The organism is Slackia heliotrinireducens DSM 20476, from assembly GCF_000023885.1.
GTDB classification, from domain to species: domain Bacteria; phylum Actinomycetota; class Coriobacteriia; order Coriobacteriales; family Eggerthellaceae; genus Slackia; species Slackia heliotrinireducens.
Genome location: NC_013165.1, coordinates 1,114,140 through 1,132,695 on the forward strand (window position 1 = coordinate 1,114,140; position 18,556 = coordinate 1,132,695).

Genomic DNA, 18,556 nt, shown 5'->3' on the forward strand with positions numbered 1-18,556 from the left:
CATGACATGAAAGTATCTGTTATCGGAGCGGGGTCTTGGGGCACTGCGCTGGCGAACCTGCTGGCGTCCCAAGGCAACGACGTATGCATGTGGGCCCGCAAGCCCGAGGTGTGCGAATCCATCAACACCCGTCACGTGAACCCGCGCTATCTGGTCAACTCCACGCTTGACGAGCGCCTGCGCGCATCGTCGGACTTCGCGGAGGTGCTCAAGGGCACCGAGGCCGTGGTTGTGGTCACGCCTTCGTCCATCCTGCGCCAGACCGCCGAGGCCATCGCGCCTTACATCACCAGCGTGACGCCCATCGTCATCTGCAGCAAGGGTGTGGAAGAGGGGACGGGCCTGCTTCCTGTCGAGATCTTCGAAGACGTTTTGGGACACCTAGGGCGCCTTGCCGGCCTGACCGGACCGAACCATGCCGAAGAGGTGATCAAAGCCCTGCCTTCAGGCACGGTCATCGCGGCTTTCAGGTTGAAAACAGCGAAGTTCTTCCAGGAGCTGTTCGCAGCGCCTTATTTCCGCACGTACGTGTCCAGCGATGTGATCGGCGCCGAAATCTGCGCGGCCTACAAAAACGTGGTGGCCATCGCCGTGGGCGCCGCATACGGCATGGGGCTGGGCGACAACACCGCATCGCTTATCATGACCCGCGGCCTGGCCGAAATGGGCCGGCTGGTCACGGCGTGCGGCGGCAACTCCATGACCTGCATGGGCCTGGCCGGCGTGGGCGATTTGGAAGTCACCTGCATGTCGGAGCATTCCCGCAACCGCACCTTCGGCTACCGCCTTGCCAAGGGCACGACCCTTGAGGAGTACAAGGCCGAGACCCACATGGTGGTGGAGGGTGCCGTGGCATGCCGGACGCTGCACACGCTGGCGTCGGAGCATGGCGTCGACCTGCCTATCGCGCAGGCCGTGCGGGCCATCGTCTGGGAGGGTGCAACCCTTCAGGATGTGGCTGTGGCGCTGCTGGACCGCCCTCTCAAGGCAGAGTTTTAAGGCTTGGCATCATGCCGCACCTGCCGCAGCGGTGGAGCGGACAACGTCTTCCATAAGAAATAGGGGCGTCAACACGGCGCCCTTTCCATACGGGGCATCTGGTTGCCCCCTCTTCGGCGACCAAGGGTCGAGGTCGTTCTTCCTGACGCTCTCGATGCCGTCATGGCCCGTTTTCCGTTCGCTTCCCGAAGATGCATCGCATATCGGGTATGATGGCTTCGAACCGAACGTCGTTGGAAGGAGTCCGAACCATGGGATTGTTTGACGGCTTGACGAAAGAGAAGCACTGCGCGGTCTGCGGCAAAGAAGTCGGCCTGTTCGGCAAGGCGAAGCTGAAGGACGGCAACTACGTATGCGATGACTGTTCCGCTAAGTTCTCGCCGTTCATGAGCGGCTGGAAGGCCTATCCCATCGAGAAGATCAACGACCATCTGGCGTACCGCGAGGCAAACGAGATGGCGTTGCAGGAATTCGCGGCCACCGACACGTTCGGCGCCGCCACCAAAGTGGTGGTGGACTCCCGCAAGGGCTGGTTCATCGTGACGAGCCGGGACCCGTGGCGCGAGGGCAACCCCGACATCATCGGGTTCAACCAGGTTGCGAACTGCTCGTACAGCGTCTCCGAGACCAAAACCGAGATCTACAAGGTGAACGAGCCGGGGCACCGCGAGTCTTACGAACCGAAACGGTACGACACCGATTACGACATATTCGTCACCATCGAGGTCGATTCGCCCTGGTACAGCACCATCCGGTTCAAGACGAATCCGTCGCGCATCAAGGTGAAGGGCAGCAAGGAGTGGGACGCCGCCGAAGCCGAGGCCCAACGCATCCAGGACTTGATGATGGGCGTGCGCAACCTGTCCCGTCAGGCCGAAATCGAAGCGCAGCTGTCGGCTCTGCGGGTCGAGAAGGCCGCTGAGCCCGAACCTGCGAACGAGGTCGCGGCCGCGCCTGATGCAGGCGCATGGGCGTGCTCTTGCGGGCAGCAGGGCAACACAGGCAACTTCTGCCAGAACTGCGGAAGCCCCAAGCCCGGCCCCTCCGAGTGGACTTGCGAATGCGGCGCGGCCAACTCCGGCAACTTCTGCCAGAACTGCGGAAAGCCCCGTCCCGAGGCCGCATCCTGGCAGTGCGAGTGCGGGTCCGTGAACACCTCCAAGTTCTGCGGCAATTGCGGCAAACCCCGTCCGTAGGGAAGCGGGGTCTGCCTGAGATTGTCTGCAAAACATGAATTCGTGAGGTTTTGCAGATTGGCTCTTGCCCTGAGCGTAAGAAACCGCTAATATTCTTTTTCGCGTTAACGCATCGGGTGATGGCGCAGTTTGGTAGCGCACTTGACTGGGGGTCAAGGGGTCGCAGGTTCGAATCCTGTTCACCCGACCATTGAAACAGCAGGCCAGAAGGCAAATTTGCTTTCTGGCCTTTTTTTGTGTCCTGGGAATGTTCCCAAATGGTTCTGTTACGCTTGCGGGCCGATTCAATCGAATCGCATGCAGATGCATCTCCTGAAAAGCGGATCTGTCGTCGCATTCTCAGGGGATTCTGGAACGCTTGCGGCTGACGGTGGCTTGAAAGACTCCGGTTCGCAAGGCCTGCCAGGTGTAAAGCCCGTTGATTCTCAGGCCCTTCTGCTTAGATGCGGTATGATGATGCCCGTCATAAAACGGCCGCATGCGTAGGAAGGAATGGCAATGGAGCAGTACAAGCAGGAGTTCATCGAGTTCATGGTGGAAAGCGATGTGCTCAAGTTCGGCGACTTCACCCTGAAGAGCGGCCGCAAGTCCCCGTTTTTCATGAACGCGGGCGCCTATGTCACCGGCTCTCAGCTCAAGCGTCTGGGCGAGTACTACGCCCGTGCCATTTACGCCAACTTCGGTCTCGACTTCGACGTGGTGTTCGGTCCTGCCTACAAGGGCATCCCGCTGAGCGTCGTGACGGCCATCGCGCTGGAGGATATCTACGGCAAAGAGGTACGCTACTGCTCGAATCGCAAAGAGGCCAAGGACCACGGCGCCGACGCCGGCATGCTGCTGGGCTACGAGCTGAAGGACGGCGACCGCGTGGTCATGGTGGAGGACGTCACCACCTCCGGTAAGTCCATCGACGAGACCTATCCGCTGATCAGCGGCGTTGCGAACATCACGGTCAAGGGCCTGATGGTGTCCCTGAACCGCATGGAAGTGGGCAAAGGCGGCAAGATGGCCGCCATCGACGAGGTCTCCGAGAAGTACGGTTTCCCCACGGCCGCAATCGTCGACATGAAGGAAGTCACCGAATACCTGTACGACCGCGAGGTCAAGGGTCGCGTGGTCATCGACGCGGCTACCAAGGCCGCCATCGACGCCTATTACGAAACGTACGGCGTCCGCTAGTTCGGCCAAACGAAGCATCCAAGCCCGCCGGTGTCGGCGGGCTTTTCTGTGTATGGGAGTTTGTCGAGGCGAACTTCTAGCTGCGATGTGGTTAAATGGTTCAGACAGAAACGACGCAGAACGGAAGAGCCATGTTTTTCAGGAAGCAACGCGAAGCCGCCATCAAGCAGGCGGTCGACGAGAAACGCACCGAGGAGATCGACGCCATCAAGGAGCTCATCAAGCCCCTCGCGAAAAACGAGCTCACGCGCATCCAGACGGACTTCGAACGCATCCGCAAGATGCGAGCCGCCCAACAGATGGATTGGGTGGTGTTTTGGCGCGCCAAAGGGTTCAAGGCCTTGCGCGACATCGAAATCAAAGCCGCTGACGAGCTGGGCCACAGGTTCATCCCCGGCGAAGTGCTGTATGTGGTTACGGACACCACCAACGAATACGACCCCTTCGCCCTGCGCGTTGTCACGCGCCGCGGCAATCTGGTAGGCTATGTACCGATGAACGATGACTCCCGCGCCGCATCCTGGAGCGCCATCGCCGACGGCCACGTGCTGGTCGCGTTGGTGAAGGAGAAAGGGAAGGCGAGCGCGCTGCTGTTGGAGAAAACGGACTAGCGACATCGGCTTTTCGAGAGAGGGGACCACGTGTTCGACGCATTCAAACGCCACCTGCCGTTCCTGATCGGCATCATCGTGCTGGGCGTTCTGGCCCTGGGATACGTGGTTACGAAGTACTAGCGGCGTTTTGGCCGGCGTGGGCGTTAAAGCAGGCCGGCGGTTCCCAACGCGACAATCCAAACGAATAAGGTGCCGACGGAAACCACGGTGCTCAAGACCACAAGCTCGCCTGCCAACGGCCCGTCGCCGTCCATGGTCGACGCCATGGGGAAGGTGGCCGTAGCGACAGGTGCCGCATACATGACGAGCAGCACGAACCGCTCGACGCCCGAAAAGGGGAGGGCCAGGCTCAACGGCAGGATGCAGAGGGGCAGGACGATCATTTTGATGATGAGGACAGGCACCATGAGCCCCATGTTGTCCTGCATCTCGTGGATGTGCAGGGTGCCGCCCAGCGCGATGAGCGCCAGAGGCGTCGCGATGCTTCCCAGCGTGTGGATGGGAGCATCCAGAAAACCAGGCAGGTCGATATGCAGGAAGCGGACGAGCGTGGCCACGATGAATCCCTGGATGAGCGGGTTCTTGATGACGCTTTTCGCGAGCGACAGCGGGGTGGGGGAAGCGCCGCGGAAGTATTCGAATATCATGACGGCGACGATGTTATAGGTGGGGACGATCAGCGCGATGACCGACGTGACGGGAATGAGGCATTCGTCCCCGTAGATGCTGTAGGTCAGCGGCAACGCGAACAGGATGATGTTCGAACGGTGCAGCGCCTCCACCACCACGGCTTGGCGCGGCGGGCCGCCGACCAGGCGCGGCACCGCGGCCATGGCGATGCCGATGACGATAAGCACGCTGGCGAGTGCGGTTCCTACGAAAAGCCAGTTGACGGCGTAATCGGTCTCCACCTGGTAGACGGTGCTGAACATCATGATGGGGAACAGCGTGTTGAACGAGAAGGTGTTGAGTCTGCTGAAGAAATCCTCGTCGGCCCAATGCAGGGCACGCGCGATCTTGCCCACCATCAGGTAGACGAAAAACGGCATGACCGCGTTGAGTGCTACAGCCAGGCTTTCCATGGGGTCCTACAGAAAATCGACCAAGCCCGAATGGGTGTGGTACACGGCGGCGCACACCCGCATGCCGTCGTCGATGCAGGCCTCGATACGCTCGTTTTCCGTCAGCGTGCCGACGCCGGCCAGCGCATTCAGGGCCGCGGCGGCATAAGGGTCGCGCTCGTCGCCGATTGCGGCCGCGATGGGGCCCGCCAAGGCTTCGACGCCGTCGGTGTGCCCGTGCATGACCGATTCGATGGCACCGCAGTGGGAATGCCCCATGACCACCATCAGCTTGGTGTGCAGGTGCTCGGCCGCATACACGGCACTGGCCAGGGCGGCCTGGTCGATGACGTTGCCGGCGATGCGTATGACGAACAACTCACCCAGCCCCGTCATGAAGATGTGCTCCGGCGCCACACGCGAATCCGAGCAGCAGGTGACGGTGGCGAAGGGCTTCTGGCCGTCTTCGAACAGGCTGGTTATCAGCTCGGATGAGATGTTGCCCGTGTTGCTGTGGGCGTCCAGAAACGCCTCGTTGCCGCGTTTCAGCCGCTCCAGCGCCATCGCGGCGTCCAGTTCGGAATTCTCGTCGATTTCGTCTTCATCAAGGTCGTCGACGTAGGAGAAAGCCTCCACCTCGTCGATCAGCCGACCTGCTCGTAGGATGACGCGTTCAATGACGTCGAACCCTTCGATCTGCCAGCGCTCGTCGGCGGCGCGGCGGACGACGATGCGCACGGGCTGCGTCACGTCCCCCAGGCAGTCCCAGAGCGCCGATGCGTTGCGGCCGTAGTAATCGGGCAGGTCCAGCTCGCGTGCCAACAGGTCATGGACCTCGTCGAGGGAATCGAGCTTCGTCTCGTCAAGAATGATCTCGCGCATGTCCGCTCCTAATACAGCTGTTCGAAGGTTTCGTAATGGTCGCTCGTGTAGAAGATGAGTCCGTCGTTGGAGAATACGATGCGCTCGGCGCCGCGGTTGCCGCCGGTGTAATTGATGTCGCATTCGGTCCAGGTGCGGCCGTCGGCATCGGGTAGCAGCCCCTCATCGTTGTAGAAGCGGCTTCCGCCTATGCTTTTGCCGGGGCACACTTCGTCAAGGTCGTACGAGACGGATTTCCATCCGGCGTCTTTGGCTTTCGTCTTCGAGATGAAGTTGCCTGGCAGATGTCCGAACTCGTGGATGTAGGCGGCCACCTCGTCCTTGGTGATGTACTCGCCGTTCTCGGTGACGGCAATGCTCGGCGCGCCCGATGCCGCAGGCTCGCTGCCGCCGTCCGATGCGCTTTCGGCTTCGACATCGGCGCCTTCCTGCTCGGCCTGCCCGCCTGCGGGCGTGGGCTCCGTTTCTGACGATTCGTCGGCGGCGTCGGCTTCGGTCGCCTGCTCCGTGACGGCTGCGGTGTCGGAGGCGTTGTCGGCATCCGAGCCGCCGGCCACGCTGGGGAGCACGATCCAGGCAAGCGCCAGCAACAGCAGCAGCGCGGTGCCTACGATGAGGGATTTGGTACGGGATTCTTGCATGGTTACACCTCGATGGTTTCCAGGTCGTCGGGAACGAATATCTCGCCGTCGTACGCGGTTCGGGCTTCAGCGGTGTAAGCCTGCCTGCGGGTGGGCAGGGTGGCGTCTTCGGTGTGGTAGAGCAGCACGCGTTTGCAACCCAGCCGCTGCGCCGATGCGGCGGCCTCCTTCACGGTCGAGTGGTTCTTCGCATGCGGGTGGAAGGTCTCCTCGTCTTCCGACAGGCAGAAGGCCTCGGTAAGCAGCCAGTCGACGCCTGTCAGGTAGGGGTCGTTCACGGCGTGGGCCGGCTCGTCGCCCGTGCATCCGATGACGGTTCCGTTGGCAAGCACCGCCCGATAGCCCATCTGCGGTTCCTTCTCCGATTCGATGTCGAAGGCCGTCCAGCGCATGCTTAGCACGTCGAACTCGTCGCCGTGCTGCAACGTGACGAACCGCAGCGGCTCGCCGAACTGCTTGAGGTACGGCGCCGGCAGGCACATGTCGGCGATGGTGCCCAGCACGCGCATGACCTTCTCGTTCGCGTAGACGGTGAACGGCCTGCTGCGCTGCCCGCGGTGCATCGACGCCGCCACCATGCGTATGATCCAGACGGCGCCCAGAACGTGGTCGGTATGGGCGTGGGTGATGAACATGCCCTCCATATCGGCCAGCTCGAGCCCGGCTTTCTCCAACTGCGAAAGGATGCCGTTTCCGCCGCCCGCGTCCACCAGGAAGGACCTTCCGTCCTCCTCGTAGGCGTAGCAGGTGTTGTAACATTTGGTGACGGTCGCGTGTCCGGTTCCGAGCATGACGATTCTCATGGCACCTCCTCGTGTTTGCCGTCCATGGTACCAAAGTTTCGCAGTGTCGATGTGGCTTTGCACCAGAATGCCTTTCGTAGGCTATCATGTGACGGGACATGGCTTGATGCAACATCCGATACGGGTGTGTTTGTTGGAGATGAGACAATTATGCCGGTAAGCAACCCTGATATTTCCGTCATCGTCCCCGTGCGCAATGCGGAGCAGCGCCTGGGAAGAACTTTGGAATCCGTTCTGGCGCAGACGTTCTACAACTTCGAGATCGTGGTTGTCGACGATGCGTCCACCGATGCGACGCCGAACGTGGTTGCGGCGTTTGAAGCCCAAGACGAGCGCGTGCATGCGGTTCGCCACGAGCAGCCCAAAAGCCTGGGCGAGGCCTGCAACACGGGCGTCGAGTATGCGTTGGCGCCGTATTTCCTGTTCTGGAACGCGGGGGACACGTTTTCCCAGAACGCGTTGGAAAGCCTGTTCGCCCGCATGTCCGAAACGCAGGCCGAGGTGTGCGTCTGCGGCGTCGAGGAGCTGCGCGAAGGCGACGACGTGCCCACTCCGGCCGCATGGTATCTGAAGACCCGTTTCGTGCCTGCGGAAAACGCCGTTTTCAACCGTGCGACCAACCCCGAGCGCATACTGGATTTCACCACCACGGACGTGTGGAACAAGGCGTTCTCCCGCGAGCTGGTCGAGCGCGAGGGCCTGCGGTTCGCCGCCGCCGATTTCGATGGGGACGTGCCGTTCACCATCGCGGCCCTGAGTTCGGCCGAGACCGTGACCTGCCTGCCCGAGGTCCTGATCTGCCATATGAAAGAGGACGGGGATCGTCTGGCGAAGCGCCTGCCCCAGACGTGGCGGGCCACCGTGGACGCCTGGGTGGCCGCAGCCAAGGGGCTCGATGAACGTGACATGCTGTTGGAGCGCCAGTTCGCGGCGAAGATTACCGGCAACCTGGTGTATCTGCTGCGCAACATATCCGATGCGGAGACGTTTGCCGAGGCGGTGTCCTACATCCAGAACGAATGCCTGGATTCGCTCCATATAGGTAAGGCCGAAGACGGCGACTACACGGCGTCGTGGCATTCGGATTTCGTCGCTGCGCTGCGGTTCGGCACGCCCGTGGACGTGATGGCCTATCTGCAATGGCGCAACTACCGCCAGCTTGAAGCCGCCAACGCGCGTCAGCGGGTGCTGGCCAAGGACACCACCTGGAAACGGAATCAGGACGCCAAGACCATAACGGCCCTGGAGCAGCGCCTCCACGAGCTTGAGGCCCGAAACGGCCAGCTGGAAGCAGCGGTGGAACAGCTTCAATCGTCGGTCGCCTACAAAGCCGAGCACGCCATCGGAAGCCTGTTCAAGAAGGATTAACGCAAACGCCCTGGCCAATTTGAGGCCAGGGCGTTTTTTTGCCTCGCAACACAGGCCTCGGACTCGGGCGGTCTGCGAAGTCGAGGTGTCGGCCGGGCGGCTACCAAGGTTGGTTTAAGGCATAAAGAAAGCGCCCCGCAGGGCGCTTTTCCTCTGAAGTGCGATTCTTTAGATCTCGCCGCCGCAATGCGGGCAACGGGTGGCGCCTTCCTTGACCTCTTCGAGGCAATGGGGGCAGGTGGGGGCAGGCGCTTCGGCAGGCTTTTCCATGCCGGCAAGCTTCTGCAGCTTGTTGACGCTCTTGACCAGCCAGAACACCACGAATGCGATGATCAGGAAGTTCAGGATGGCGGAGATGAATGCGCCGAAGTCCATGCCGGCGATGTTCAGAGCGCCCACGCTGTCAACGCCGCCGCCCGTGATAAGGGTGATGAGCGGGTTGATGATGTCTTCGGTCAGGGCCGTGACGATAGCGGTGAACGCGCCGCCGATGATGATACCGACAGCCATGTCCATGACGTTGCCTTGGGCGATGAACTCTTTGAACTCATCCATGAACTTCTTCATCTTGTACCTCTTTCCTACTTGCGTCCGTCAACGAGGATCGGAGCAACCTCGCCGGGACCGTTTGGCATAACGCTCTGTGCCGTCGCATCAATCATGGTAATTGCTGCCACGGGGCAGGCATCGACGCATGCTCCACAGCCGATGCAATAGCGCACGTCATATGATACAACACCTGAAGCGGAATCGAGAGCACGTGCCCCAGATATGCAACATTCGGTACAGTCATGGCATGATACACATGCATCCGTGTCAGTAAAGCTGACCGTCATGGTTACGCGCTCTGCCATTTCGGGGAGCTGCTCGATGGCTTCAAGCAGCATACGGCGGCGGGGCATCATGATGCGTCCCGGTCCGCCTTTCTTGGAGCGCATCACGTCCTTCTCGCTGTCATGCAGCTTGAGCTGGTCGCGCATGCGCTGGCGCTCTTTCCGCAGGTAATACTCCTTGAGGGTGTCCGAATTGCGAAGGCGCCGGCGTCCCGACACGATATCCAAGGCGTCGTCCTTCACGCTGTCGAAGGCTTCTCGGCGACCGTATTCGCCGAGGGGCTTGTTGTCCTTGGTCGCCTGCTTCTCAGGAATCTCTCGGTCGAAGTGGGTTTCCCGGCCGGTCCAAGTCTCGGCCATCTCCACGGCGTGGGTGAACAGCAGCTCGCCGCGGCCAGGTGCTCGGCTGCAGTCGTCGCAGTAGCGCAGGTCGCAGGCGATGCAGATCGGAGCGTTCTCGGCCAGCAGCAGCGTCCACAGCTCGGGGGGCATGCAGCCGATGCAGGGGAGGACCGTGACGTTTTCCGCCGGCTCGAAGCCGGGGAATATGTTCTCCTTGCAGGTGACGTACACCAGCTCGCCCCGCATGGCCACCTTGCGCAGGTGGTCATACAGGCGCTGGGAGTTGGTTGTGGTGGAGCTGAAGGCGTCGCACACGCCCATGCAAAGGCCGCATTTGGTGCAGGCTTTCTCGTCGATGACGGGACCGTTCGTCTCGGCGTCGAAGGAGATGGCGCCAACAGGGCATGCGATGGCGCAGCGCCGGCATTCGGCCCCGCGCGTACGCACGCAGTTCTCGGCGAGTGCGATCATCTTCATTTAGAACACCTGCTCCAGAACGGTGTCGATGCGGGCGACGATGTCGGCACGTTCCATAAGCTCGATGGATTCGAACAACGGGGGCGAAACCATGTTGCCGCAGACGGCCACGCGGATGGGCTGGAAGACGAGCTTCGCCTTCATGTCCAGTTTCTCGGTAAGGGCGCGGCAGGCGTCCTGCAGCGGGTCGCAGGCCCATTCGATGGACTCGTCGGCGATGATGTCCCGGGCGGCGCGCAGCACCTCTTCGGCGCGGGCGCCCTCTTTGAGCAGGACCTTGTTGACGGACTTCTCGTCCAGCTCGACCTTGGGACCCCAGAACAGGTACGGAAGCTTCTCGGCCGCATCGGACAGGCGCTGCTCGCGTTCGGCCAGCAGCGGGTACATGGCGGCGTACTTCTCGGGGTTGGCGTCGATGTCCTCCTCGGTGGCGCCGGCCTCGATCAGCCAGGGACGGCTCAGGCGAACCCATTCGGCGGGGTCCATCTCCTTGATGTACTGGCCGTTCATCCACAGCAGTTTGGTTTCGTCGAAGACGGCGTCTTTCTTCGTGATGCGGTCCAAGCTGAATTCCTTGCACAGCACATCGCGGGGGATGATGGTGGTTTCGCCGTCCAGGCTCCAGCCCAGCAACGCCAGGAAGTTGACCATGGTGTCGGACAGGAATCCCTGGTCGCGGTACTCTTCGACGCTGGTGGCGCCGTGGCGCTTGGACAGTTTCTTGCCGTCGCCGCCCAGGATCATGGACAGATGCGCGAAGGTAGGCGGGGTGAGGCCCAAAGCCTCGTAGATGAGAATCTGACGCGGGGTATTGGACAGATGGTCGTCGCCGCGGATGACATGGGTGATGCCCATGTTGGCGTCGTCGCAGACCACGGCGAAGTTGTAGGTGGGCGTGCCGTCCGTGCGCACGACGATCATGTCGTCCATGACGTCGGCGGGGAAGCTCATATGGCCGTACACGGCGTCGTCGAACTCGATGGGGCCGTGGTCCTCGGGAACCTTCAGGCGCCAGCAGCACTTCTCGCCGGCGTCCAGACGGGCCTGCACCTCTTCGGCGGACAGGTTGCGGCAGGTGCGGTCGTAGCCGGCGTAGGCCTGGCCTGCGCTTTCGGCGGCCTGGCGCTTGGCGTCCAGCTCCTCTTTGGTGCAGAAGCACGGATAGACGGCATCGCGCTGCTTGAGGGTTTCAAGGGCGGCGGCGTATGTGTCGAAGCGCTGGGTCTGCAGATAGGGGCCGAAATCGCCGCCTACCTCGGGACCTTCGTCCCAGTCCAGGCCGAGCCAGCGCATGGCGCGCAGGATGACCTGCGTGTTCTCTTCAGTAGAGCGCTCGGGGTCGGTGTCTTCGATGCGCAGGACGAAGGTGCCGCCCATGGCGCGGGCGAACGCCCAGTTGTAGATTGCGGTTCGCGCTCCGCCGATGTGCAGCTTGCCGGTAGGCGAAGGCGCGAAGCGGACGCGCACGGTGTTGTTCATAGATCAGTTCCTCCTGGGTATATTGAGCTCAAACGCATATTTGCGCCTGAGGTGACCACCAATAATAAGACAAAGAATGCAGCCTGCAACCGTCACGAGCAGCCAGACGGCGCCCATGCCGATCCAGAACTTTTCGGGATACATGCAGATGAGAAGCGAATCCCAAGAGAATTGCCAGGTTCCGTCGACGAAGAACAGCGAATGAAACGCCGCGAAGAATCCATCGAAGTCGACTGTCACCCAAATCGCCAGGGCGGCGAACGCCGCAAGCACCAGCCCGCCCGCTGCTGTCAGGGCCCGTCCGATGGTGCGGCCGGACAGGAGCAGCGAGCTTAGGATGAGCAGCACGATGGCAGCGATGGCCACGACGTTCAAGACGTTTCGGGCCTTCCCGATGACCAGGTAGCAGTCGTCCAGATGCGAAAGCGCGGCTGCGTCCAGCACGTACTGGTCGGCAACGCCGTCGAAGGATGCGAGCAGCTCTTCGGTGGAGGCGTTCTCCCAATCCTGCGGCAGCACGGGGGCGCCTGCGGGATCCGTATTGCGCCCGTCGGCTGCTGCCTGGGCGTTGATCTTCGCCACCTGGGCAACCATGGCGTCCAGGTCGTTGTCGGTGGCCGTGTAGCGCTTGCTGACCACGGCGGTTTCCACCAGCTCGTCATGTGTGAAAGGGGAATCGGCGTCGTTGCTGAAGGCGTTCGCCAGCAGACGGGTGGTCTGGTCGGGCACTGCGCAGGCGGAAAAACCCGCGTAGACCAAGCTGACCGCCATGGTGCAGGCGATGAGCACCCCCATGACGATGCTTAAGACGGGGTGTATTGGCCGCTGCGCTGCGGCGTCGGACGCTTTGGCGTGCTTCATGTTAACAATCCACCCAGATCGAGGCGGCGGTGATGCCCCGAGTCTTCTTGGAGATGATGGGGTTGGGTCCCAGGCGCGAGAAAACGCCCGCGAACCGGCCGTTGTATATATAGACGCCTGACATGTTGCTGTACGCCAGAGCCGGGTTGTCGCGGTAGTCTGCGTCCTCCCCGTACAGGGGCAGTGTCAGCGTCTTGTACAGGGTGCAGTAGGTCTGGATCAGGAAGGGAGCGCCGGCGGCACCGTTGGCGAACTTGTCGATGAGCTGGCCCCATGCCGCATCATCGAAGTCCTTTCCGGCGTATACGTCGGCCGAGCCGTAGCCGTCGGTGGGTTTGATGATCCACTTGGTGCGTTCGGCCTTCACGTCGTCCAGGTTGATGCATTCGCTGTCCAGGAAGGTGGTGTAGGGTACGAAGTCGCGCACGAAGGCGTTCTCCTCGTCGGTGAGGATGGCCTGGGTCTCGGGCTTGAACAGCACGCTGAAGATCTGCTTGTCGTGGACCAGATGCCCGGCGAAGCTGCCGATGAGCGCAACCTTCTCGGCGCGGACGGCCTGGATGAGGGGTTGGGACTCCTCCCAGTGCTCGATGATGTCGTTGGTCACGCTGCGGCGCCAGATGGCGTCGATGACCTCGCCGTTCTGGTCGATGAGGTGTTCGCCGTCGAAGGTCAGGTCGCGCACGTCGGAGATGGTGCAGTGGTAGCCGGCCTCCTCGAACATGCCGCAGAAGATGCCGAATTCGTCGACGATGGCGTTCTCCAAAAAGTCGACGATGGCGATGTGGGGATGCTCCACCTTGTAGGCGTAGGTGCTGTAGATGTTGAGGAACTCGCGGACCCAGCCGCCGAACAGCGACTCGGTGCAGGTTTCCAGCTTGTGGCGGCGTCCGAACTCCTGGTAGGAGGCGGTGCCTTCCACCGAGCGTGTGATTTCGCGGTTCTCGTTCATGCCGCTGGACCCGTCGCCGTTGAACTCGCAGAACTGGCCCTCGAGGGTGTCTTCGTTCAGGAACACGTCGACGCGGGCGAAGGGCAGCAGAGCGTCGTAGTTGCGGGGGAGCAGCACCAGATCGACCAGGCGCTCGTCAAAGTCGTAGACGTGGCGGTAGTCCGGGTTGTCGATGTATTCCTGCATGACCTTGCACAGGATGGAATAGGTCGTTTCGGCGATGTAGGTGAAACGGGCCTTGGTTTCGGCGTCGAACAGGCGCGGCACGAAGGCCGAATCCACGATGACGCCATGGTAGATGGCCGTCGAATTCCCCATGTACGTGCGGGCCTTGCGCTTTCCTTCCACGTCGCCATCGAGCTGCGAGACGATGCTCAAGTATTCATTGGTGTAGGTGCTGTTCAGAGTCACAGGCCACCGTCCTCTCAAGGCAGGTATCACGTTAATCCCATAAACCGAAAGTGTATCATGATGCGGCGTTTCGCACTTCCGCGTGAACGGAAAACGGCGAATCACCCGCATCTTCCGCGCGGATCGGTTCGGGCGTGTGAAGGGGCGTGGCCTCTGGGAAACAAATTGTGTGCAGGCGTGGCTATTGCGCAGGTGCCCGAGCCCGCCTGTGGTAAAGTGCACACAACATATCCGCGAAGCGTTAGCACATTTTCAGCAAGGAGTCATACCTATGACCGAGATCAAAGACTCGTATCTGTTCACCAGCGAATCGGTGACCGAAGGACATCCTGACAAGATCTGCGACCAAATCTCCGACGCGATTCTCGACGCCATTCTGGCTAAGGAAATCGAGCTCCAGAACCGCGGCTATATCGCACCCAACGGCGCACCTGCCGATGTGACGCAGGTCCGTTGTGCCTGCGAGACCATGGCCGTGACAGGCATGATCATCGTCGGCGGCGAGATCCGCACCCAGGCCTACGTCGACGTGGACACCATCATCCGCGATGTGGTCCGTGAAATCGGCTACGACCGCGCCAAATACGGCTTCGACTGCGACACCTGCGGCGTGCTTAACGCCATCCACGGCCAGAGTCCCGACATCGCCATGGGCGTCGATGCGTCCTACGAGGCCCAGCACAACGAGGCCGTCGACGAGACCGACAAGATCGGCGCGGGCGACCAGGGCATGGTGTTCGGCTACGCTTGCAACGAGACGTCGACCCTCATGCCGATGCCCATCTACCTGGCCCATCGTCTGTCCGAGCGCCTGACCGAGGTGCGTAAGGACGGAACGCTGAACTACCTGCGCCCCGACGGCAAGACCCAGGTGTCTGTGCGCTACGTCGACGGCAAGCCCACTCAGGTGGAGAAGGTGCTCATCTCCACGCAGCATGCCGAAGAGGCAACCATCGATCAGATCCGTCATGATCTGATTGAGCACGTCATCAACCCCGTCTTCGAGAAGGAAGGCGTCAAACTGGCCGATGACCTGGAGATTTACGTGAACCCCACCGGCCGCTTCGTGTTGGGCGGACCCAAGGGCGACTCCGGCCTGACCGGCCGCAAGATCATCGTCGACACCTACGGCGGCATGGGCCGCCACGGCGGCGGCGCGTTCTCCGGCAAGGACTGCACCAAGGTGGACCGTTCGGCCGCCTACGCCGCGCGCTGGGTTGCCAAGAACGTGGTCGCCGCAGGTCTGGCCGACCGCTGCGAGGTCCAGATTGCCTACGCCATCGGCGTGGCGCATCCTATCTCGGTCATGGTGGACACCTTCGGCACCAACAAGGTGCCCGTGGCAGACATCGAGAACGCTGTCAACCAGGTCTTCGACCTGCGCCCCGGCGCCATCATCCGCGACCTCGACCTGCGTCGTCCCATCTACCGCATGACCTCCAACTACGGCCACTTCGGCCGCGAGCTTCCCGAGTTCACCTGGGAGCGCCGCGACAGGGTCGACGCGCTGCGCGCCGCCTGCGGCTTGGAGTAAACGCACCGTATATCCGGGCTTTGCACGCAAGCGGCGTCGGGTTTTCTTCCGGCGCCGCTTTTCCATCCCTCCGATCCGATGTCTGAGACACTATGAAGACCGCTTCCGTCATACTCGATATCAACACGCAGTCGCTCGACTCGTCCTACACCTACGCCGTACCTGATGACATGGAAGGTGTGGAGGTGGGCTGCCCGGTGCTGGTGGAGTTCGGGCGCCGTCAGGCGGTGGGCTATGTCATGAGCGTGGCCCCGCTGGACGAGGCGGACGAGTTGCCGGACGCATCCAAACTCAAGCCCCTTCTCGCAGTGCTTGGCGAATCATGTTTTGACGAACATGCCGCAGCGCTGATCGAACACATGGCTTACACATACATCGCGCCTTTGAGCTCATGCATCCATCTGTTCACGCCGGCCGGTCGCACGCCCAAGGTGGTGAAGGACGGTGACGGATGGCGGTTGCAGAAACCTGCCAAGCGCCGTGCCAGAAAAGACGCCGTCGACGACGGTGAGCCCGAGGTCCGAACGTCAAATGACGATTTGTCGTTGACCGAGGGGCAAAAGGCGGCTTTCGACGCCATATCCGAGGCCATCGACGGCAAGCCGGACGCCGGTCGCTGCATCGTGGTGGACGGCGTGACCGGCTCTGGAAAAACGGAGGTCTACCTGCGCTCCATCGGAAAAGTGCTCGAGGTGGGGCAGGGCGCCATCGTCCTTGTGCCCGAAATCGCACTGACTCCTCAGACGGTGGCCCGCTTCAAAGGACGATTCGGCAACACAGTGGCGGTCATGCACTCCAACATGACCCAGGCCCAGCGCTACGACGAATGGACCGCCGTCAAACGGGGTGAGCGCCGTGTAGTGGTGGGTGCCCGAAGCGCCCTGTTCGCACCTGTTGGTCGGCTGGGGATCATCATCATCGACGAGGAGCACGAAAGCACCTACAAACAGGAAAGCGCCCCGCGCTACCATGCCCGCGACATCGCCGTATGGCTCGGTGACCGCCTCGGGATCCCGGTGGTTCTGGGGTCGGCAACGCCTTCCATCGAGTCGCTTCACGCCTGCGCTACCAAGCCGGGCTGGCGCAAGGTGGATTTGCCGGAGCGTGCCAACGGCAAGCCCATGCCCGATGTGGAAGTGGTTGACATGGCGAAGGAGTTCCACTCCGGGTCGCGTTCCATGTTCTCGAAGCGCCTGACCCAGGCCCTGTTCGAAACCGTGGACGCGGGACACAAGGCCGTGCTGCTGCTCAACCAGCGCGGGTTCGCCAATTTCATGCTGTGCCGCGATTGCGGGTTCGTGCCCGAATGCCCCACATGCTCGGTGTCGCTGACCTACCACGAGGTTGAGCATGCCCTGATCTGCCACCATTGCGGGCGCCGTCAGCCCGTTCCCGCACGCTGCCCCGAGTGCGGAAGCCCGTACCTGCGCAAGTTCGGGGCCGGCACGCAGCGGGTCGAATCCGAGCTTAAGGCTCTGCTCGAGGGGCGGGACGTGCCTGTCATTCGCATGGATTCGGACACGACCTCCACCCGGAACGCCCACGAGGAGCTGCTGAAACGGTTCGCCCGCCCGGGCGCGTCGGTGCTTCTGGGCACGCAGATGATCGCCAAGGGACTGGACTTCGACGAGGTGACGCTGGTCGGTGTCATCAATGCGGACACCCAGCTCAAGCTGCCCGATTTCCGCAGTGCGGAGCGGACCTTCGACCTGATTCAGCAGGTGGCGGGCCGAGCGGGCCGCGGCGTTTTCGCAGGCAAGGTCTACGTGCAGACCTACGTTTCCGAAAGCGTGGCCGTGCAGGCCGCGGCGCATTACGACCGAAAGCGGTTCCTTATCGACGAGCTGCCTAAACGCAAGATGCTCAGGTATCCGCCCTACGCGCGCATCGCCGACGTGCTGGTCTGGGGACATGACGCCCAAGAGGTCCAGAAGGCCGCCCAGGCGCTGGCGCAGCGGGTCGAAGCGGCCTTGCACGACAACGGGGGCGAAGGCTGGGTGTCCTTCGGTGCGGCTCCCTGTCTGCTCAGCAAGATCCGCAACATGTACCGCTGGCACATCCTTGTCAAGGCGCCCGCAGGCGCAGACGTCTCGGCGGTGCTTTCGCCGGTCATGCGCTCCCGAAAGGCGTCCAAGACGGTCAACGTCGCCTGCGATGTGGACCCGTTGAGCGTCCTTTAGCGGCCGTACGGGTTGTGTTGGCTTCGTTCGCAGGCATTTTCCCAGTACACAATGGGGTAGGCTCTGGTATACTCGCGCTCACGAAACAATCTGATACGCACGTGAAAAGCTAATGCAAACGCAGCCGTCTGTGCCGCCTCACGAGGTGCTTTATGGGGACGATTGGTCAGACTGCGTACAATGGAAGAGGAATAGACGTGAAACTCAATACACTGCCTGTGGTTACCTATCCGGATCCTACGCTGCGCGAGGTGTGCGTCCCTTGCGACCCGTCTGACAAGAGCCTGAAGAAGTTGGCCCGCCAGATGGCCAACACCATGTATGCCAACAATGGATGCGGCCTGGCTGCACCGCAGGTGGGCGTCAACAAGCGCATCATCGTCATCGACTGCGACCAGGACAGCGGCACGCGCAATCCCATCACGCTTCTCAACCCCGAGATCATCGAGACTCGCGGACCCGAAGAGCTGGATGGCGAAGGTTGCCTGTCCTGTCCGGGCATCACCGTGGAGATCCGCCGTCCCACCTATGCCATCGTGAAGTACACCGACCTGAACGGCGAGGACTGGATCATCGAGGGCGACGGTCTTTTGGGCCGCTGCCTGCAGCATGAGATTGACCACCTCAACGGCATCACGCTGTTCGAGTCTTGCGACATGAACGCCCGCATCAAGGCGCTCAAGGACTACAAGGCGGCGCAGCAGGCGGGCGCCAAACCTGGCGACACCAGCGTCGAATAGAATG

At 61.8% G+C, this 18,556-nt stretch carries 17 protein-coding genes and 1 tRNA gene; 9 read left to right on the forward strand and 9 right to left on the reverse strand.

Annotation, left to right across the window (positions count from 1 at the left end; translation table 11 throughout):
• Positions 1 to 6 precede the first annotated feature (6 nt).
• The 5 genes from SHEL_RS04760 (at position 7) to SHEL_RS04780 (ending at position 3,985) form a co-directional block, all read left to right on the forward strand.
• Entirely contained in the window at positions 7 to 999 is a 993-nt protein-coding gene (locus tag SHEL_RS04760) for an NAD(P)H-dependent glycerol-3-phosphate dehydrogenase (RefSeq protein ID WP_012798114.1), read from the forward strand.
• A gap of 251 nt (positions 1,000 to 1,250) precedes the next feature.
• Positions 1,251 to 2,195, forward strand: coding sequence for a DUF4428 domain-containing protein (locus SHEL_RS04765; RefSeq protein ID WP_012798115.1), 945 nt, complete (start codon positions 1,251 to 1,253; stop codon positions 2,193 to 2,195).
• Positions 2,196 to 2,308: 113 nt separating this feature from the next.
• A tRNA-Pro gene (locus SHEL_RS04770) sits at positions 2,309 to 2,385 on the forward strand.
• 308 nt (positions 2,386 to 2,693) lie between these two features.
• Positions 2,694 to 3,374 carry an orotate phosphoribosyltransferase gene (gene pyrE, locus SHEL_RS04775; RefSeq protein WP_012798116.1) on the forward strand — a complete coding sequence of 227 codons (681 nt, stop codon included), beginning with the start codon at positions 2,694 to 2,696 and terminating at the stop codon, positions 3,372 to 3,374.
• Between the two features lie 131 nt (positions 3,375 to 3,505).
• On the forward strand, positions 3,506 to 3,985 hold the full coding sequence (locus SHEL_RS04780; RefSeq protein ID WP_012798117.1) for an HIRAN domain-containing protein: 480 nt from the start codon (positions 3,506 to 3,508) through the stop codon (positions 3,983 to 3,985).
• Positions 3,986 to 4,131: 146 nt separating this feature from the next.
• On the opposite strand, the gene SHEL_RS04785 is transcribed toward SHEL_RS04780, so the two are convergent.
• The 4 genes from SHEL_RS04785 to SHEL_RS04800 are packed head-to-tail and all read right to left on the reverse strand — an operon-like array spanning position 4,132 to position 7,375.
• Positions 4,132 to 5,070 carry an AEC family transporter gene (locus SHEL_RS04785; protein WP_012798118.1) on the reverse strand — a complete coding sequence of 313 codons (939 nt, stop codon included), beginning with the start codon at positions 5,068 to 5,070 and terminating at the stop codon, positions 4,132 to 4,134.
• Positions 5,071 to 5,076: 6 nt separating this feature from the next.
• A complete protein-coding gene (locus SHEL_RS14810; RefSeq protein WP_012798119.1) occupies positions 5,077 to 5,931 on the reverse strand; it encodes a carbonic anhydrase in 855 nt (284 codons plus the stop codon).
• 8 nt (positions 5,932 to 5,939) lie between these two features.
• Positions 5,940 to 6,572 (reverse strand): ribonuclease domain-containing protein, encoded by a 633-nt coding sequence (locus SHEL_RS04795; RefSeq protein ID WP_012798120.1) that lies wholly within the window; start codon positions 6,570 to 6,572, stop codon positions 5,940 to 5,942.
• A gap of 2 nt (positions 6,573 to 6,574) precedes the next feature.
• On the reverse strand, positions 6,575 to 7,375 hold the full coding sequence (locus SHEL_RS04800) for an MBL fold metallo-hydrolase (protein WP_012798121.1): 801 nt from the start codon (positions 7,373 to 7,375) through the stop codon (positions 6,575 to 6,577).
• A gap of 150 nt (positions 7,376 to 7,525) precedes the next feature.
• On the opposite strand from SHEL_RS04800, the gene SHEL_RS04805 reads away from it, so the two are divergent.
• The gene (locus tag SHEL_RS04805; protein WP_012798122.1) at positions 7,526 to 8,743 is read left to right on the forward strand and encodes a glycosyltransferase; all 1,218 of its coding nucleotides are present in this window, start codon (positions 7,526 to 7,528) and stop codon (positions 8,741 to 8,743) included.
• 168 nt (positions 8,744 to 8,911) lie between these two features.
• On the opposite strand, the gene mscL is transcribed toward SHEL_RS04805, so the two are convergent.
• Genes mscL through SHEL_RS04830 form a run of 5 tightly spaced genes read right to left on the reverse strand, consistent with a single transcriptional unit; the run spans position 8,912 to position 14,098 of the window.
• A complete protein-coding gene (gene mscL / locus SHEL_RS04810) occupies positions 8,912 to 9,310 on the reverse strand; it encodes a large conductance mechanosensitive channel protein MscL (protein WP_012798123.1) in 399 nt (132 codons plus the stop codon).
• Positions 9,311 to 9,324: 14 nt separating this feature from the next.
• Positions 9,325 to 10,395: a 4Fe-4S dicluster domain-containing protein gene (locus tag SHEL_RS04815; protein ID WP_012798124.1), complete on the reverse strand. Its 1,071-nt coding sequence runs from the start codon at positions 10,393 to 10,395 to the stop codon at positions 9,325 to 9,327.
• Positions 10,396 to 11,874, reverse strand: coding sequence for a glutamate--tRNA ligase (gltX, locus tag SHEL_RS04820; protein WP_012798125.1), 1,479 nt, complete (start codon positions 11,872 to 11,874; stop codon positions 10,396 to 10,398).
• Positions 11,875 to 11,877: 3 nt separating this feature from the next.
• Entirely contained in the window at positions 11,878 to 12,735 is an 858-nt protein-coding gene (locus tag SHEL_RS04825) for a lipoprotein intramolecular transacylase Lit (protein ID WP_012798126.1), read from the reverse strand.
• Position 12,736: 1 nt separating this feature from the next.
• Complete coding sequence (locus SHEL_RS04830; protein WP_012798127.1) at positions 12,737 to 14,098, reverse strand: carboxylate--amine ligase; 1,362 nt, start codon at positions 14,096 to 14,098, stop codon at positions 12,737 to 12,739.
• A gap of 271 nt (positions 14,099 to 14,369) precedes the next feature.
• Here SHEL_RS04830 and metK point away from each other — a divergent pair, with 271 nt between their 5' ends.
• The 3 genes from metK (at position 14,370) to def (ending at position 18,552) form a co-directional block, all read left to right on the forward strand.
• Positions 14,370 to 15,632, forward strand: coding sequence for a methionine adenosyltransferase (gene metK, locus SHEL_RS04835; RefSeq protein ID WP_012798128.1), 1,263 nt, complete (start codon positions 14,370 to 14,372; stop codon positions 15,630 to 15,632).
• Between the two features lie 92 nt (positions 15,633 to 15,724).
• Positions 15,725 to 17,812, forward strand: coding sequence for a replication restart helicase PriA (gene priA / locus SHEL_RS04840; RefSeq protein WP_012798129.1), 2,088 nt, complete (start codon positions 15,725 to 15,727; stop codon positions 17,810 to 17,812).
• A 197-nt stretch (positions 17,813 to 18,009) separates the two neighbouring features.
• Positions 18,010 to 18,552, forward strand: a complete 543-nt coding sequence (def, locus tag SHEL_RS04845) for a peptide deformylase (RefSeq protein ID WP_012798130.1) — start codon at positions 18,010 to 18,012, stop codon at positions 18,550 to 18,552.
• The last annotated feature ends 4 nt before the right edge of the window (positions 18,553 to 18,556 follow it).

Excerpts from the sequence above, each read along its gene's own strand:
- SHEL_RS04805 (WP_012798122.1), top strand. The coding sequence starts at position 7,526 with ATGCCGGTAAGCAACCCTGATATTTCCGTCATCGTCCCCGTGCGCAAT.
- gltX (WP_012798125.1), bottom strand. The coding sequence starts at position 11,874 with ATGAACAACACCGTGCGCGTCCGCTTCGCGCCTTCGCCTACCGGCAAG.
- mscL (WP_012798123.1), bottom strand. The coding sequence starts at position 9,310 with ATGAAGAAGTTCATGGATGAGTTCAAAGAGTTCATCGCCCAAGGCAAC.
- SHEL_RS04785 (WP_012798118.1), bottom strand. The coding sequence starts at position 5,070 with ATGGAAAGCCTGGCTGTAGCACTCAACGCGGTCATGCCGTTTTTCGTC.
- SHEL_RS04765 (WP_012798115.1), top strand. The coding sequence starts at position 1,251 with ATGGGATTGTTTGACGGCTTGACGAAAGAGAAGCACTGCGCGGTCTGC.
- pyrE (WP_012798116.1), top strand. The coding sequence starts at position 2,694 with ATGGAGCAGTACAAGCAGGAGTTCATCGAGTTCATGGTGGAAAGCGAT.
- SHEL_RS14810 (WP_012798119.1), bottom strand. The coding sequence starts at position 5,931 with ATGCGCGAGATCATTCTTGACGAGACGAAGCTCGATTCCCTCGACGAG.
- metK (WP_012798128.1), top strand. The coding sequence starts at position 14,370 with ATGACCGAGATCAAAGACTCGTATCTGTTCACCAGCGAATCGGTGACC.
- SHEL_RS04800 (WP_012798121.1), bottom strand. The coding sequence starts at position 7,375 with ATGAGAATCGTCATGCTCGGAACCGGACACGCGACCGTCACCAAATGT.
- SHEL_RS04815 (WP_012798124.1), bottom strand. The coding sequence starts at position 10,395 with ATGAAGATGATCGCACTCGCCGAGAACTGCGTGCGTACGCGCGGGGCC.
- SHEL_RS04780 (WP_012798117.1), top strand. The coding sequence starts at position 3,506 with ATGTTTTTCAGGAAGCAACGCGAAGCCGCCATCAAGCAGGCGGTCGAC.
- SHEL_RS04795 (WP_012798120.1), bottom strand. The coding sequence starts at position 6,572 with ATGCAAGAATCCCGTACCAAATCCCTCATCGTAGGCACCGCGCTGCTG.
- priA (WP_012798129.1), top strand. The coding sequence starts at position 15,725 with ATGAAGACCGCTTCCGTCATACTCGATATCAACACGCAGTCGCTCGAC.
- SHEL_RS04760 (WP_012798114.1), top strand. The coding sequence starts at position 7 with ATGAAAGTATCTGTTATCGGAGCGGGGTCTTGGGGCACTGCGCTGGCG.
- SHEL_RS04825 (WP_012798126.1), bottom strand. The coding sequence starts at position 12,735 with ATGAAGCACGCCAAAGCGTCCGACGCCGCAGCGCAGCGGCCAATACAC.